The 14,705-nt window shown below is 61.2% G+C and carries 16 protein-coding genes; 7 read left to right on the top strand and 9 right to left on the bottom strand.

Features of this window, described 5'->3' with window-relative positions:
* Nucleotides 1-99 precede the first annotated feature (99 nt).
* Nucleotides 100-477 (top strand): Mth938-like domain-containing protein, encoded by a 378-nt coding sequence (locus tag ACODSP_RS25900; RefSeq protein WP_488968405.1) that lies wholly within the window; start codon nucleotides 100-102, stop codon nucleotides 475-477.
* A gap of 7 nt (nucleotides 478-484) precedes the next feature.
* Here ACODSP_RS25900 and ACODSP_RS25895 read toward each other — a convergent pair whose 3' ends face one another.
* Both ACODSP_RS25895 and ACODSP_RS25890 read right to left on the bottom strand, forming a co-directional pair.
* Nucleotides 485-949, bottom strand: coding sequence for a spore coat protein U domain-containing protein (locus ACODSP_RS25895; protein ID WP_444734486.1), 465 nt, complete (start codon nucleotides 947-949; stop codon nucleotides 485-487).
* A gap of 65 nt (nucleotides 950-1,014) precedes the next feature.
* Entirely contained in the window at nucleotides 1,015-1,476 is a 462-nt protein-coding gene (locus ACODSP_RS25890; RefSeq protein WP_054167577.1) for a spore coat protein U domain-containing protein, read from the bottom strand.
* A 377-nt stretch (nucleotides 1,477-1,853) separates the two neighbouring features.
* Between ACODSP_RS25890 and ACODSP_RS25885 the strand changes: the two genes are divergently transcribed.
* The 6 genes from ACODSP_RS25885 to ACODSP_RS25860 all read left to right on the top strand — a co-directional run bounded on the left by ACODSP_RS25885 (nucleotide 1,854) and on the right by ACODSP_RS25860 (nucleotide 9,198).
* The gene (locus ACODSP_RS25885; RefSeq protein WP_488968404.1) at nucleotides 1,854-3,227 is read left to right on the top strand and encodes an adenylate/guanylate cyclase domain-containing protein; all 1,374 of its coding nucleotides are present in this window, start codon (nucleotides 1,854-1,856) and stop codon (nucleotides 3,225-3,227) included.
* Between the two features lie 54 nt (nucleotides 3,228-3,281).
* Nucleotides 3,282-4,472: a vWA domain-containing protein gene (locus ACODSP_RS25880; RefSeq protein ID WP_488968403.1), complete on the top strand. Its 1,191-nt coding sequence runs from the start codon at nucleotides 3,282-3,284 to the stop codon at nucleotides 4,470-4,472.
* 438 nt (nucleotides 4,473-4,910) lie between these two features.
* On the top strand, nucleotides 4,911-6,362 hold the full coding sequence (locus tag ACODSP_RS25875; protein ID WP_102111246.1) for an NADP-dependent isocitrate dehydrogenase: 1,452 nt from the start codon (nucleotides 4,911-4,913) through the stop codon (nucleotides 6,360-6,362).
* A gap of 262 nt (nucleotides 6,363-6,624) precedes the next feature.
* Nucleotides 6,625-6,999 (top strand): GcrA family cell cycle regulator, encoded by a 375-nt coding sequence (locus tag ACODSP_RS25870; RefSeq protein WP_082372212.1) that lies wholly within the window; start codon nucleotides 6,625-6,627, stop codon nucleotides 6,997-6,999.
* 227 nt (nucleotides 7,000-7,226) lie between these two features.
* On the top strand, nucleotides 7,227-9,044 hold the full coding sequence (locus ACODSP_RS25865; protein ID WP_488968402.1) for a methyl-accepting chemotaxis protein: 1,818 nt from the start codon (nucleotides 7,227-7,229) through the stop codon (nucleotides 9,042-9,044).
* Nucleotide 9,045: 1 nt separating this feature from the next.
* Entirely contained in the window at nucleotides 9,046-9,198 is a 153-nt protein-coding gene (locus tag ACODSP_RS25860) for a hypothetical protein (RefSeq protein WP_488968401.1), read from the top strand.
* A gap of 63 nt (nucleotides 9,199-9,261) precedes the next feature.
* Here ACODSP_RS25860 and ACODSP_RS25855 read toward each other — a convergent pair whose 3' ends face one another.
* The 7 genes from ACODSP_RS25855 to metG all read right to left on the bottom strand — a co-directional run bounded on the left by ACODSP_RS25855 (nucleotide 9,262) and on the right by metG (nucleotide 14,676).
* On the bottom strand, nucleotides 9,262-9,771 hold the full coding sequence (locus tag ACODSP_RS25855) for an NmrA family NAD(P)-binding protein (RefSeq protein WP_488968400.1): 510 nt from the start codon (nucleotides 9,769-9,771) through the stop codon (nucleotides 9,262-9,264).
* Complete coding sequence (locus ACODSP_RS25850) at nucleotides 9,768-10,049, bottom strand: hypothetical protein (protein ID WP_488968399.1); 282 nt, start codon at nucleotides 10,047-10,049, stop codon at nucleotides 9,768-9,770. Before ACODSP_RS25850 ends, ACODSP_RS25855 begins: the two co-directional genes overlap by 4 nt.
* A gap of 2 nt (nucleotides 10,050-10,051) precedes the next feature.
* On the bottom strand, nucleotides 10,052-10,213 hold the full coding sequence (locus tag ACODSP_RS25845) for a hypothetical protein (RefSeq protein ID WP_488968398.1): 162 nt from the start codon (nucleotides 10,211-10,213) through the stop codon (nucleotides 10,052-10,054).
* Between the two features lie 232 nt (nucleotides 10,214-10,445).
* Nucleotides 10,446-11,492 (bottom strand): oxidoreductase, encoded by a 1,047-nt coding sequence (locus ACODSP_RS25840; RefSeq protein ID WP_488968397.1) that lies wholly within the window; start codon nucleotides 11,490-11,492, stop codon nucleotides 10,446-10,448.
* Nucleotides 11,493-11,530: 38 nt separating this feature from the next.
* Entirely contained in the window at nucleotides 11,531-12,325 is a 795-nt protein-coding gene (locus tag ACODSP_RS25835; protein ID WP_488968408.1) for an MBL fold metallo-hydrolase, read from the bottom strand.
* Between the two features lie 9 nt (nucleotides 12,326-12,334).
* On the bottom strand, nucleotides 12,335-13,129 hold the full coding sequence (locus ACODSP_RS25830; protein WP_488968407.1) for a TatD family hydrolase: 795 nt from the start codon (nucleotides 13,127-13,129) through the stop codon (nucleotides 12,335-12,337).
* Nucleotides 13,129-14,676, bottom strand: coding sequence for a methionine--tRNA ligase (gene metG, locus ACODSP_RS25825; protein ID WP_488968396.1), 1,548 nt, complete (start codon nucleotides 14,674-14,676; stop codon nucleotides 13,129-13,131). Before metG ends, ACODSP_RS25830 begins: the two co-directional genes overlap by 1 nt.
* Between the last annotated feature and the right edge of the window lie 29 nt (nucleotides 14,677-14,705).

The raw sequence follows: 14,705 nt of genomic DNA, 5'->3' as shown, positions 1-14,705 counted from the left end.
GAGCAGGCGGCTGTTAACCGCCCGGTCGGGGGTTCGAATCCCTCCCTGGGAGCCATTTCAACCTGGCCCGTCAGACGGGCCCATCGGAATATCCCCGACATGGTCGATATCACCCCCATCATCCCCGCTGACCGTCAGGTCATCGACACCTATGCCCCTGGCCGTTTCCGGGTGTCCAACATGGTGCATGAGGGGGCTGTGATCGTGTTCCCCGATCATACCATCGCATGGGATGTACCCAGCTTCGCTGATCTGACCGTCGATCATTTCGCCGCTGTGCTTGCCGCCGATCCAAAGCCGGATGTGCTTCTGCTTGGCTCTGGTGCCCGTATGCAGCTTTTTCCCTCTGCCCTGCGCAAGGCGCTGCGGGAGCAGGGTCTGGTCGTGGATGTCATGGACAGTCCTGCCGCCTGCCGCACTTATAATGTGCTGCTGGCCGAGGGGCGGCGTGTGGCCGCCGCCTTGCTGACGGTCTGATCCAGCCTCACCGGGCGGCGATGGTCACTGTGATCGTGTCGGCATAGTCGCCGGCCACATGCTGATTGGAAATCGGCACCGTCACCTTCAGATCGGACTTCTTGCCGAACTGTGCCGTCGCACGCTGGACCACCATCTGGCTGGTCAGGTTGCCGGCATTGCTGTCGTAATCGACGGAGTAGGCGATCTCGTTGACGCCGCTTTTCATCTTGCCGCCATTGGCCGAGGCCAGGCTGATGGAATAGCCATTGCCGGCATTGCAGCTTTCCGTCACCGACCCGACCGTCTTCGACCCTTCGCCGCTGGTCAGGTTCCAGATGACGTTATTGTCCTGCACGCTGATGGCGCAGGACATGGGCATATTGCCCCGCAATGACAAATTGCCGCCCGTGCTCTGCGCCATGGCGGCGGGCATCAGGGCGGTTGATGAGAGAAGCAGGGCCAGAACGGCCCGGACCAGTACACGGCGCATTCTGCACCTCTTTGTCCGGATATGGAAAACCCCGCCCGGTTTCGGGCGGGGTTGGGTCGGCAAACTTACTTGGCGGCGATGGTCACGGTGACTGTATCGGCATAGTCACCCGCGATATACTGGTCGGAGGCGGCGATGGTGACCTTCAGGTCGGACTTCTTGCCGAACTGGGCGGTGGCGCGGTCAACGACCATCTGGCTGGTCAGCGCGCCGCCCTGGCCGTCATAGTTCACCTGATAGTCGATGGTGAAGTTGCCGGACTTCAGCTTGCCGGCATTGGCCGACGCCAGCGTGATCTTGTAGCCGGAGCCGGAATTGCAGGTCTCGGTGACCGAACCAACCGTCTTGGCATTCTCACCGGCCTTCAGCGCCAGGGACTGGTTCAGGTCCTGGACGGCGATGGTGCAGGACAGAGCGACATTGCCCTTCAGCGCAATCGTGCCGGACGCATTCTGGGCCATTGCCGGGGCGGCGAAAGCAACAGCGATGGCAGCGGCGGCGGCGGTCTTGGCGAAGAACTTGGTCATGATGTCGGCTCCGTCTGGGCTTTTTTTTCTGGGAAGGCGTTTGCCTTTCTGATCACTCCTGCTGCACGGGGTATGCCAATCGGATAAGGGCGGATTCTCGGGTGGAAATGATGGTCACAGGCGGAAAATCGTTTCATAATGATTTGCATAATGCAAACATTGCGATGGCTAATGCATTTCGCATTGATTATCGCAAATGCAGGATGTGGAAAACCACATCCTTGCCATCAACCCTCCATGATTGCCGTTCATCGTCGCCCGGCTTGCGGGATCGGCTGGGGTGGGTTGATGCTTGGCCCTGTCATAAAGACCCATTGTCGCGTTAACTTGGTAAGCAGGGGACGGCACCGTCGGCAAAGACGGTGGGAAAGGGTGGCATGAGCAACCTGTCGGATCGCAATCTGGGGGCGGAAGCGCGGCTGAAGGCCGTGTTTGCGCGCGAACAGGCGCGCGGCATCGAGATGGCCACCTGGGCGCGGCTGATCGGGTTGGGCGCGATCTTGAGCTGGATCACCGCCCTGGACCAATCGGTCGGTAACATCGCGGGCTATATCTGCATCGCCATTCTGGCCTGCAACGGCATGGGTCTGTGGGCGCTGCACCGGACAAGGGCGTTCCGGCCATGGCACCTGTTCGCGTCGGTCGCCTTCGATCACGCGGCAATTGCGGCTGTGATGACAGTGCCTGTGGTTTTCAGCGGGGAGGTGATGCCGGCCGCCCTGACCACGCGCAGCGTCTGGTTCGCGGTCTTCTTCCTGATGGTGGTCAGCTCCGCCACGTTGCAGCGGCCAGCCCTGGTGGTGTGGAGTGGGTTGACCGCCGTCCTGTCCTGGTCGGCGGTGGTCGTCCATGCCCTGCGAGAGCCGCGATCCTTCACCATGCCGATGGATTGGCCCTTTCACAGCACCAGCCTGAACGAGATTTTCGAGGTCATGCTGGACCCCTACTATATCGACCTGCCCGGCTGGCTCAGCCAGGTGCTGATCTTGATGCTGGTTGCCCTGACCCTGGCGGCGGCGGTACGGCGGTCCAAGATGCTGCTGGTCAGTCAGGCCGCGACAGAGTGTGAGCGGGCAAACCTGGCGCGGTACTTCTCGCCTGACATGGTGGAACGGCTGGCGGCCAGCGACAGCCCCCTGTCGCAACCCAATACTCGCGTCGTCTGTGTCCTGTTCGCCGACCTGACAGGTTTCACCCGCCTGTGCGAGAATGCGCCGGCAGCGGAGATCATCGACCTGTTGCGCCAATTCCGCATCCGGATGGAGCGGGCCGTCTTCACCCATGGCGGCACGGTCGACAAATATATCGGTGACTGTGTGATGGCCACTTTCGGCCTGCTGGCTCCCAGTGGCCGGGACCCGGCGGCGGCCCTGGCCTGTGCCCATGACATGCAGGATGCCATCCATGACTGGAACCGTGAACGTGCAGTCCATGGCCTGCCGTCGGTCGGGCTGGGTATCGGTGTGCATTATGGAGCTGTCGTGGCGGGTGATATCGGGTCGGATCAGCGGCTGGAATTCACCGTCATCGGCGATACGGTCAATGTCGCCAGCCGTCTGACGCATCTGACCCGCGAGTTGGAAGCCGGCATTGTCATTTCCGATGAGGTGGCGGGTGCGGCCCTGGTCACCGATGGTGAGACGGCGCTGGCGGGATATCGCCGGGTGGAGGAAATGCCCCTGCGCGGGCGTGATGGCGCTATCGCGCTATGGTACCGGCCCCTGGTCTTGCGCGATGATGTCGCGGCCTGAGCCGGGGCCTGCTATCCTGCGTCCTCTCTGCCCTTCCCAAGTACGTGAGAACCCATGTTCACCGGCTTCTTCTATGACCTGCGCAAGGCCGGCGTGCCTGTCAGCCTGAAGGAATATCTGGCGCTGATGGAGGCGATGCAGGCCGGCATCGCGGGCTATGCGGTGGAGGATTTCTATTACCTGTCGCGCGCCATCCTGGTGAAGGATGAACGCAACCTGGATAAGTTTGACCGGGTGTTTTCGACTGTTTTCAAAGGCTTGGAAGGTTCTGCTGCCATTGGCGCTGAGGAGCTGACGGCCCAGATTCCCGAGGAATGGCTGCGCAAACTGGCCGAGAAATTCCTGACCGACGAGGAGAAGGCGCAGATCGAGGCGCTGGGCGGCTGGGACAAGCTGATGGAGACACTGGCGCAGCGGCTGGCCGAACAGAAGGACCGGCATCAGGGCGGCAATAAATGGATCGGCACGGCGGGGACCAGCCCGTTCGGCGCCTATGGCTACAATCCCGAGGGGGTGCGCATCGGCCAGGATGGCAGCCGCCACCGTCGCGCCGTGAAGGTCTGGGACAAGCGGGAATTCCGCAATCTGGATGACAGCGTCGAACTGGGCACCCGTAACATCAAGGTGGCGCTGCGCCGTCTGCGCAAATTCGCGCGCCAGGGGGCTGCCGATGTGCTGGACCTGCCCGACACGATCAGCTCAACCGCCCGCAATGCCGGCTGGCTGGACATCAAGATGGTGCCGGAACGGCACAATGCCGTGAAGGTGCTGCTGTTCCTGGATATTGGCGGGTCGATGGACGACCATATCCGCCTGTGCGAGGAATTGTTCAGCGCCGCGCGTGGCGAGTTCAAGCACCTGGAATATTATTACTTCCATAATTGCGTCTATGAGGGCGTGTGGAAGGACAATAAGCGCCGGCATGTGGAGAGGCTTTCCACGTTCGACGTCATCAATACCTATGGCCCCGACTATAAGCTGGTCTTTGTCGGCGATGCGTCGATGAGCCCTTATGAAATTACACAGCCCGGCGGCTCGGTGGAGCATTTCAACGAGGAGGCGGGCATTGTCTGGATGCGTCGCCTGCTGGACAAATACCCGCATTCAATCTGGCTGAACCCGTCGGATGAGCGCTACTGGACCTATACGCAGTCGATCGGGATTTTCCAGAAGATCATGGAAGGCCGCATGTACCCGCTGACCCTGGCCGGGTTGGACGCGGGCATGCGGGAACTGATGCGCTGATCAACTCTCCCGCCGGCATCGGTTTTTTGTTAGGATGATTGCCGTTCCACCCGATCTGCATCCGCTGTGAAACACGCAGGCGAACCCTGTTGCGTAGGGTTTCGCATCTGTCGGTGGGGCACACGCCGCGTAACATCGCCGACATGGATGTTGCGTAGGGTTTCACAGGGCCGGGCCAGCACATCCTGTGAAAGACGTGCCGATGGGATGGTGCACAATGTTTCACAGGGCCGGTTCGTCGCCTTGTCGCGAAAAATATCGGGGACAGGCGTGGTTTCGACACAAAAGTTCTTTGTGATCCGTGACTTGTGTCACGGGGTCAGGGCCGCCCCGACCTTCGGTGCGATTGTGCGCAAACGGTAACGGGATTAACTTCCCCCCCGCCAAGCCCGGCAAACCCCGCTGAAGGGGACGGGCATTGACGAAAAGGAACATCACATGACCGAACCTACCCCCATTACCATTGCGCGCGGCGATGGCATCGGCCCCGAGATCATGGACGCCACGCTGGAAGTGCTGCAGGCATCGGGCGCCAATCTGGCGTTCGAAGAAATCCAGATCGGTGAAAGCGTCTACAAGCGCGGCATCATGAACGGCATGGAGCCCAGCGCCTGGGACAGCCTGCGCCGCACCAAGGTCTTCCTGAAGGCCCCGATCACCACGCCGCAGGGGGGCGGGTACAAGTCGCTGAACGTGACGATCCGTGGCGCGCTTGGCCTTTACGCCAATATCCGCCCCTGCGTCTCCTATCATCCCTATGTCTCGACCAAGCACCCGACCATGGACGTGGTCATCGTGCGCGAGAATGAGGAAGACCTGTATGCCGGTATCGAATACCGCCAGACGCAGGAAGTGACCCAGGCGGTAAAGCTGATCACCCGGCCCGGTTCGGAAAAGATCATCCGCTACGCCTTCGAATATGCCCGCGCGAACCATCGCCGCAAGGTGACGGCCTTCGTGAAGGACAACATCATGAAGATCAGCGATGGCCTGTTCCATCGCGTCTTTGATGAGATCGCCGCCGAATATCCCGATATCGAACATGAAAGCATGATCGTCGATATCGGCGCTGCCCGGCTGGCCGACACGCCGGAGCAGTTTGACGTGATCGTCACGCTGAACCTCTATGGCGACATCATTTCCGACATCGCGGCCCAGATAACGGGTTCGGTCGGTCTGGCTGGATCCTCCAATATCGGCGACCAGTGCGCCATGTTCGAGGCCATCCACGGCTCTGCCCCCACCATCGCCGGTAAGAACATTGCCAATCCGTCGGGTCTGATCCTGGCGTCGGTGATGATGCTGGTCCATATCGGGCAGGCCGAGGCCGCGGAGAAGATTCACAATGCCTGGCTGCGCATGATCGAAGACGGTATCCACACTGTCGATATCTTCAAGCGCGGCGTCTCCAAGGCCCGCGTGGGCACCCGCGATTTCGCCCAGAACCTGATCGATCGCCTGGGTGAGCGCCCGACCCAGCTGATCCCTGCCTCCTATCAGGTGGGCGAGAAGGCCAGCTTTGCCGGTATCGCGCTGAAAGATTATGCGCGTCAGGAAAAGAAGCTGATCGGCGTCGACGTGTTCCTGGACCATAAGGGCGGCAATGGCGACGACATGGCAGCGCGTGTGGCGGGCCTGATCGGCGGCGATCTGAAGCTGTCCATGATCTCCAATCGCGGTCAGAAGGTCTGGCCCGATGGGGCGCCGGAAACCTTCTGCACCGATCATTGGCGCCTGCGCCTGCTGGGCGATGGCAAGGCTCCCGTTAGCCCGGCTGCCATCATCAGCCTGCTGGGCCGTTTCGCCGATGCCGGCCTGGACGTGGTGCAGACGGCCAGCCTGTACAGCTTTGACGGCGCCAACGGCTTCTCTGCCGCCGCCGGGCAGTAAGCGCAAAGGATGAGGTGGGGAAGGGGGCCTATACTCCTCCTTCCCCCTTTGGGTAGGTAACGGAGTTACCCACAGGAATCCGTACCACGCCCCCTACCCAAGCCGAATCAAATTTGGTAGGTTCACATCCAAGAGGCCACTATATTTAGTGGCCGGATAATGGATAAGACAGCGATCCGCAGTGTCTGGGGCTAGACCCGCCAATGTGGTGAACTATCTGTTCCGGTGTCGGTAATTGCCATAGCACAAGGGGACCTGGAGCGTGGAAGCGACGGAAAGCACCTGGAGCGAAGAGCGCGTTGAGAAGCTGCGCCAGCTTTGGGGTCAAGGCATGAGCGCCAGCGAGATCGCCGAGCTGTTGGGGAATGTCACCCGCAATGCCGTGATCGGTAAGGCGCACCGTCTGGGCCTGTCTGGCCGGCCGTCACCCATCAAGAAGAAGCCGACCAAGGGTGCAACGATCCTTTCCCTGACGGAACGGATGTGCAAGTGGCCGGTTGGCGATCCAAAGTCGCCTGACTTCCATTTCTGCGGCAAGCCCTCCTTGAATGGTTTGCCCTATTGCGCTGAACATGCGGCTATCGCCTATCAACCGGCCCGCAAGCGCGAGGATGACCGCAAGTTGGGCGTGGCCTGAAAGCCCCTGACTGAACGGTGACAAGGATAACCCCGGCATCGAAAGATGCCGGGGTTTCTTTTTGCCTATTGATATGTTTGCCGAATTATCTACACATATTTTTCTGTGCAAATGGATGGTTTCCAATATTTCAACCATGTCAACAGCAAAAGTTAAATTTCAGGTAATAATCAGGGCGCACGTTAAGCGCAGGCGAAGAAATCGTCGTGCCAGAACAGGAGCGTGCCGTGCGGTCTTATCTTTCTAACCTTTCGGTTACAGGCAAGCTGTCACTAGCCTTTGGTATAGTGATCGGTGTCGTCGCCCTTTCCGGTGTCGGGATCACCAGCTTCTTGAACAGGGCACATGAAGCGGTTGATCTGAACACCCAAAGTTATCAGGTGCTGGATAAGGTCTCGGTCCTTCAGCAATCGATCCAGCAGCAGGAAAGCGCGCTGCGCGCCTTTCTGGTGACGGGCGATAAGGAGTTCCTGACCCCGATGCCCCCGGCCCGCGCCAATTTTACCAAGGCCATGGATGAAGCTATGGGCCTGTCGGGTGAAGATCCTGCGACACAGGCCCAACTGCGGGAAATTGCTGCTGCCGCGTCGGACTGGCAGACGAGTGTGGCTGATCGGGAGGTCACGCTGGCCGGACAGCCCGGCGGGCTGCAGGCGGCCCGGGATATGGTGGCCCAGCATGCCAGCGCGCCGATCATGGCGCGGTTGAGCAAGGCCCTGGATGCCATTGAAAAGGCAGAACGGGCGCAGCTGGCCGACCGGACGGTGATCGCCGACAACGGATTGGATGGCATGCTGACCATGCTATGGTCGGTCATTGCGGGTGCCGCGCTGGTCGCACTGCTTTGTGCTTTCGCCCTGGCGCGGACGGTCGTGACGCCACTGAACCGGGTCAGTGCCGCCATTGGCGAACTGGCGGGCGGCAAGGTGACCCGCGCGCTGGATTGGGCGCGGGGCGATGAGATCGGGCGGATCGCGCAGGCCTTCGACACACTGCGTGGCACCGTGGCCAAGGCCTTTGCCCAGGCGCAGATGATTGCCGATGCCCCGCTGGGCGTGATGACCTGTGATCCCGCCGACAATTTCCGCATCAACTACATGAACAAGCGCAGCGCCGAGGTGCTGAAGACGGTTGAACACCTGCTCCCCTGCAAGGTGGACGAGATGGTGGGCAAGTCGATCGACATTCTGCACAAACATCCCGAACATCAGCGCCGCCTGTTGTCCAATCCGGCCAACCTGCCGCACCGGACCAAGATCAAGCTGGGTGGGGAGGTCATGGATCTGCGGGTGACGGCGATCCTGGACAGTGAAGGCCGTTATGTGGCGCCTATGCTGACCTGGTCGCTGGTGACCCAGCAGGTCAATCTGACCAATGACTTCGAGGCGAATGTGAAGGGCGTGGTGGATCTTGTTGCCCAGGCTGCCGACGAGATGGCCCGCGCCGCCGATGCGCTCAGCATGACGGCCAACAATGCCAGCGGGCAGTCGGTGGCTGTCGCCGCCGCTGCCGAGGAAGCCAGCGCCAATGTCGCCGCCGTGGCCAGCGCCACCGAAGAGCTTGCCGCTTCCATTCAGGAGATCGGTCGTCAGGCAGAGGCATCGAACAGCAGGACGAGCATGGCTGTGAAGGAGGCTGGCCAGGCTGACGAGTTGATGCGTCAACTGACTGAAAGCGCTCGGGAAGTGGGCGAGGTTGTTGAACTGATCAAGGCCATTGCCAGCCAGACCAATCTCCTGGCCCTGAACGCCACGATTGAGGCCGCGCGGGCCGGGGACGCAGGCAAGGGCTTTGCCGTCGTGGCCGGTGAGGTGAAGGGGCTGGCAACCCAGACGGCGCAGGCCACCGACCGTATCCGTCAGAAGGTGGAGGAAATCCAGGCCGCGTCAGGACGGGCTGGTGGTGCCCTGCGCGGTGTCACGACCATGATCCGCGAGTTGCACGCCACCGCTGCGGCCATCTCTGCGGCCGTGGAGCAAGCAGCAGCAGGCCGCCACCCGCGAGATTGCCAGCAACATCGCCCAGGCGTCTGCCGGCACCCGTGACGTGACGGAGCATATCAGCGGGGTCAACCAGGCCACTGGCGAGACCGGGGCCGCCGCCGCACAGGTGCGAGGCAGCGCGGATGAGTTGAGCCTCGGCGCCGGCAAGCTGTCGCAGCAGGTTGAACGCTACCTTACGGAAGCACGCGCCGCCTGACCGGTTCACGCTCCCGGTAACAGGTGAAAACTGGGCCGGACGGGCGACCGTCCGGCCCGATCTTTATCCGCGGTTCAGGATGAGACGCGCCCATTCGGTCAGCGCGGTTGCGCCGTGCAGGGCAGGGCACCCTTCCCAATCCACGGTCCCGTCCGCGATGCCGGTATGCATTTCCAAGAATTCCTTCTGCACAGCCGGGTGAAGGCCCCACTGGGCTATCGCTTCCGCCCAACCTTGCGCGGGTACCCCCAGGACCTGTACTGGTTTACCCGGCACCTGTTCGAAGGCGGCGCCAATTTCCCGGATCGTGATCGGCTTCTGCCCGTGCAGTTCCACGACCGGGGCTGCCGCAGCCAATCCGGTCAACAGATCGGCAGCAGCGGCGCCGATATCACGAACCGGGATCATGTCCATCCGCTGGTCCAGATCGATCAGGCTGGGAAGCAGGCCCTGTTCCTGAACCAGCGGCAGCACCGAGCCCAGATTCTCCAGGAAATAGGGGGCCCGCAGGAAGGTCGCCTTGGCACCTGCCGCTTTGAATGCCATCTCCACCCGGTTGTTGGTTTTGATCATGCCGGTGCCGGTCGTGTGTTGGGCCGCGATGGAGGACAGCACCACGACCAGGGCAGGGGCAGGTCAGCTGCCTTGCTGGCCGCTGCAAGGGCGGTTCCGGTCCGGGCCGCTGCCTCAATCGGGTCAGCAATGTCATAGCGGGGCGGGCTCAACAGAAAGGCCCCATCCGTTCCGCGCAGTGCCTGGGTCAGGGCAGGGACATCGCCCAGGTCTGCTACGGCCACCTCCGCCCCCCGTGCTGCCCAGGCGGCTCCCTTGCCGGTATCGCGGACGATCATCCTTACGCCATGCCCCCGCGACAGAGAAGGGCATTGGCAACGGCGGCGCCGGTATTGCCGGATTTCATGGCCTCCCCCCTTGTGGTGGCACAGACCGATATGGGGTCCTTGACGGTGCCATCCGGATTGGCAAGGCGGGTGGCCGTTCTGGCACCGCTGGCCATCCTGCCAACGCCAATCGACCTTGGTGGCTTCGATGTCAGCGTCGCATGGCATAAACGGCTTCAAGACGATCCGGCCCACACATGGTTCCGGCGCGAGATCGTCAGTGCACTACGCGAAGGTGTTTCCATAACCAACTGATTATAAAGAAGAGTCGCACTTCAAAATAGAACCCACCCCGCTTACAATAAAAAAATTGATAATTTATCTTATGGAAAATAATATCCCATCCCATCAAAGCTTTACGGTATGTTCCGTCAATGCGCTTTGCACACCGGCCTCAATCATCTCCATCACGTTTATGGCCTGGCTGGCTGTGACCGGGTTTGGCCGCAGGCCCCTGATCGTGTCTGCTACCCCTGCATAATAGCAGCGATAATCACCCGGTAGGCCCGTATGGGCTGCCATTGTCATGGTTCCATCAGCATCAACGCGTGTCAGCTGCCCAGGTCGCGGATCCAAGCCCCAGCCGTCGCAGCCCGGTGCCAGACCTGCCTTCAGCATGTCCTCCTGGCTATCAAGGCCGTGCTTCACAAAGCTGCCACTGTCCCCATGCACTGCAAAACGCAAAGCACTGTCTGCTGTCAGCATCGATCCATGCAAGATCACACGCAAACCGTCAGCATAGCGCAGGATGGCGTGGAAATAGTCAGTGGCACCGCCACCGGGCCGTTGTGTGCCGATATCGGCCCATAGGCTGGCTGGCCTGCCGAACAGGCATAAGGCCTGATCCAGGATATGCGGGCCCAGATCGTACCAGAGGCCGGCCCCAGGCACGCCCGCCTGTTCACGCCAACGGTCGCGTGGGACCGGCCGGAACCGATCGAAATGGCTTTCAAACTGTGTAACCCGCCCCAGGGTCCCATCCTTGATCAAGCGTGACAGGGTCAGGAAATCAGCGTCCCAGCGTCTATTATGAAAAATAGATAGGGTCCGGCCTGTCTGCTGTTCCAGGGTTGCCAGCGCCCGGGCCTCGTCCAGCGTAACGCTAAAGGGCTTATCCACCACCACATGCTTGCCTGCCAGCAGCGCGCGCTGCGTCAGGTCGGCATGGGTATCGTTGGGTGTCGCGATCACCACCAGATCGATATCGGGATCGGCCAGCACCATGTTGATGTCCGGCGTGACAGCGACGTCTTCTCCCCAATATTGCCGCACCTTGCCGGCATTTGAGGAAACGATGCAGGCCAGTTCCAGGCCCACCGTTGCCGCGATCAGGGGCGCATGAAAGGTCTGGCCCGCATAACCGAAGCCGACAAGGGCGGTGCGCAGCGTGGCCATAACTCTTCCTTTCAAAACAATCAATTGTGGGAGGATGTTTAATCCCCCTGCCCGCCCGGTATCAGCACCATGCCATCATAGCCCGGTTCGACCCCCGGCGGCAGCATGGCGCGCAGGGTGGCGTAATCCATGCTCTGGTTCATGTGGGTCAGGATGGTCCGGCGGGGACGCAGCCGCTCGATCCAGCCGCGCGTGATCTCCCAATGGGCATGGACCGGATGCGGCGGTTCGATACGCACACAATCGACGATCCAGGTATCGACCCCGGCCAGGATATCGAACGCTTCGTCCGACAGATGAACGACGTCGGTGGAATAGCCGATGGGGCCAAAACGGAACCCTAGGCTTTCCGAATAGCCATGATCCTGCACGAACGGCAAAATCTCAATGGAACCAATGGTCAAAGGGCCATCGATGATATTGGGGATCAGGACCGGACGCGGAAAAAAGGGCGGCTTCACCTCTGCCGCCGCGAAGCAGTAATCAAAGCGGCGGGTCAGGATGTCCATGGTGGTGGCGTCACCATGAAGCTGTACCGGTGCATGCTGCAGCCAGTTCACGGCCCGCAGGTCGTCGATGCCATGGGCGTGATCGGCATGGGCATGGGTATAGAGTACCCCATCCAGCCGCTTCACCCCGGCATCGTTCAGCTGTTCGCGCATGTCGGGGCCGGTATCGACCAGAATGGTCGTATCCCGGTTCTGGACCAGGATGGAGGGTCGCCGGCGGCGATTGCGCGGCTCTGTCGGGTCGGCATTGCCCCAGACGTTGCCGACCAGCGGCACCCCGCCCGACCCGCCGCAGCCCAGGATGGTGACACGCATATCATCCATCGCGGACACTTACGCCGCCTTCAGAGCCGATGTCGGCACCTTATTGAAAAGATGCAGAAAATTGGCGGTGGAGACGGACGCCATGGTGGCCGCGTCCACGCCCTTTACCTCGGCCAGGGTGCGGGCCGTGTGCGCCACGAAGGCCGGCTCGTTCCGCTTGCCCCGCATCGGCACGGGCGCCAGATAGGGGGCATCGGTTTCTACCAGCAGCCGGTCCATCGGCACGATGGCGGCGGTATCCCGCAGCTCCTCCGACTTCTTGAAGGTCAAGATGCCGGACAGGGAGATGTAGAAGCCGATTTCCAAAGCCTGTTCAGCCAGTTGCCGGCTGCTGCTGAAGCAATGCAGCAGGCCGCGCAGACGTCCCTGCCCCTCTTCTCGCAGGATGCGGATCGTATCCTCATCCGCATCGCGGGTATGGACGATGATGGGCAGGTCTGTTTCCAGGCAGACGCGGATATGGCGGCGGAAGCTTTCCTGCTGCACATCGCGCGGCGACTTGTCGTAAAAATAATCCAGCCCCGTCTCCCCGATGCCCACGACCTTGGGCTGCCGCGCCAGGCGCAGCAGCTCTGCCTCACTGCACAGGGGGAATTCTTCGGCGGCCTGATGCGGGTGCACCCCAAGAGTGCAATAGACATCGTCATAATTCATGGCGATATCATGTACTTGGCCGAACCGGCTGATATGGGTGCAGATGGTCAGCATCAGACCCACGCCCGCATCCCGCGCCCGCTGCACCACCGCGTCACGCTCCGGCGCGAAGTCGGGGAAATCCAGATGGCAGTGGCTGTCGACCAGCATCATTTCGCCTCCTCCGGCTCAACATAGCGCGGGAAGGCCGGGGCCGGGGGCGGCAGCAGCGTGCCGGGCGTCAGCGGATGGGCCGCCAGATTGGCAAAGCCACGCTGGTCAGCCGGCACCACCAGCAGATCCAGGATGCGGTTGCTGGTATCGGGCATGAAGGGCTGGGTCATGATTGCCAGCTGGCGAATGACATCGGCCAGGGTGTATAGGACCGTGCCTAGCCGCACCTTGTCGGTCTTTGACAGGGTCCACGGAGCCATTTCCTGAACATAACGGTTGGCTTCGTCCACGACGTGCCAAATCGCATCCAGCGCCTTGTTAAAGGCCTGAACGTCCAGTTCGGCCCGCACGGCTTCCAGCATGCCCTTGGCGGCATTCAGCAGGGCATGATCATCATCGCTCAGCACGTCCGGTGCCGGCAAATGACCGTCATGATACTTCTGAATCATGGAGAAAACGCGCTGGCACAAGTTGCCGTAACCATTGGCCAAATCGACATTGATCCGCTGGGCCATGGCGCGTTTGGAAAAGTCGCCGTCATTGCCGAACGGGATTTCCCGCATCAGGAAATAACGCGTCTGGTCCAGGCCATAGGTCTCGATCAGGTCGGAGGGCTTGACCACATTGCCCAGCGACTTGGACATCTTCTCACCCTCGACCGTCCACCAGCCGTGGGCGAAGACGCGGCGCGGCAACGGCAGCTTGGCCGCCATCAGGAAGGCCGGCCAATAGACGGTGTGGAAGCGCAGGATGTCCTTGCCCACCATATGCAGGTCGGCCGGCCAGTACTGCGCAAACTCTCCCGTCGTATCCGGATAGCCGACGGCGGTGATGTAATTGGCCAGGGCGTCCAGCCAGACATACATCACATGCTTCTCGTCACCCGGAACCTTGATGCCCCAGTCAAACGTAGTGCGGCTGATCGACAGGTCACGAAGGCTGCCCTTCACGAAGCTGATCACTTCCGACCGCTTGCCCGAGGGCATGATGAATTGCGGCTGCTCCTCGTAGAGCTTCAGCAGCGGTTCGCCATAGGCGGACAGGCGGAAGAAATAGCTGGGTTCCTCGACCCATTCGACGGGCGCGCCGGTGGGGGCGAAACGCTGGCCGTCGCGTTCCGTCAGCTCATCTTCATTGTAATAGGCCTCGTCGCGGACGGAGTACCAGCCGCTATAGCTGCCCAGATAGACATCACCGCTTTCAAGCAGCCGTTCCCACAGGAACTGCACCGCCTTGATATGGCGGGCCTCCGTCGTGCGGATGAAATCATCATTGCTGACGTTAAGCAGCTTGGCCAAGTCCCTGAAATTCTGGGAGTTCTTGTCCGCCAGTTCCTGCGGACTGGTGCCGAACGCCTCCGCCGACTTCTGGACCTTCTGGCCATGTTCGTCGGTGCCGGTCAGGAACTTGACGTCGAAACCATCCAGCCGCTTGAAGCGGGCCATCACGTCGCAGGCGATCGTCGTGTAGGCGTGGCCGACATGCGGCGCATCGTTCACGTAATAGATCGGCGTGGTGATGTAATAGGGCGCGCGCCCGGACATGGGACTTCTCCGCGAAGCGACAAGGACGG

It is taken from the genome of Niveispirillum sp. FG156, assembly GCF_057809555.1.
The sequence above is the reverse complement of the archived record's forward strand: the minus strand, read 5'-3'. Positions and strand labels throughout refer to the sequence as shown.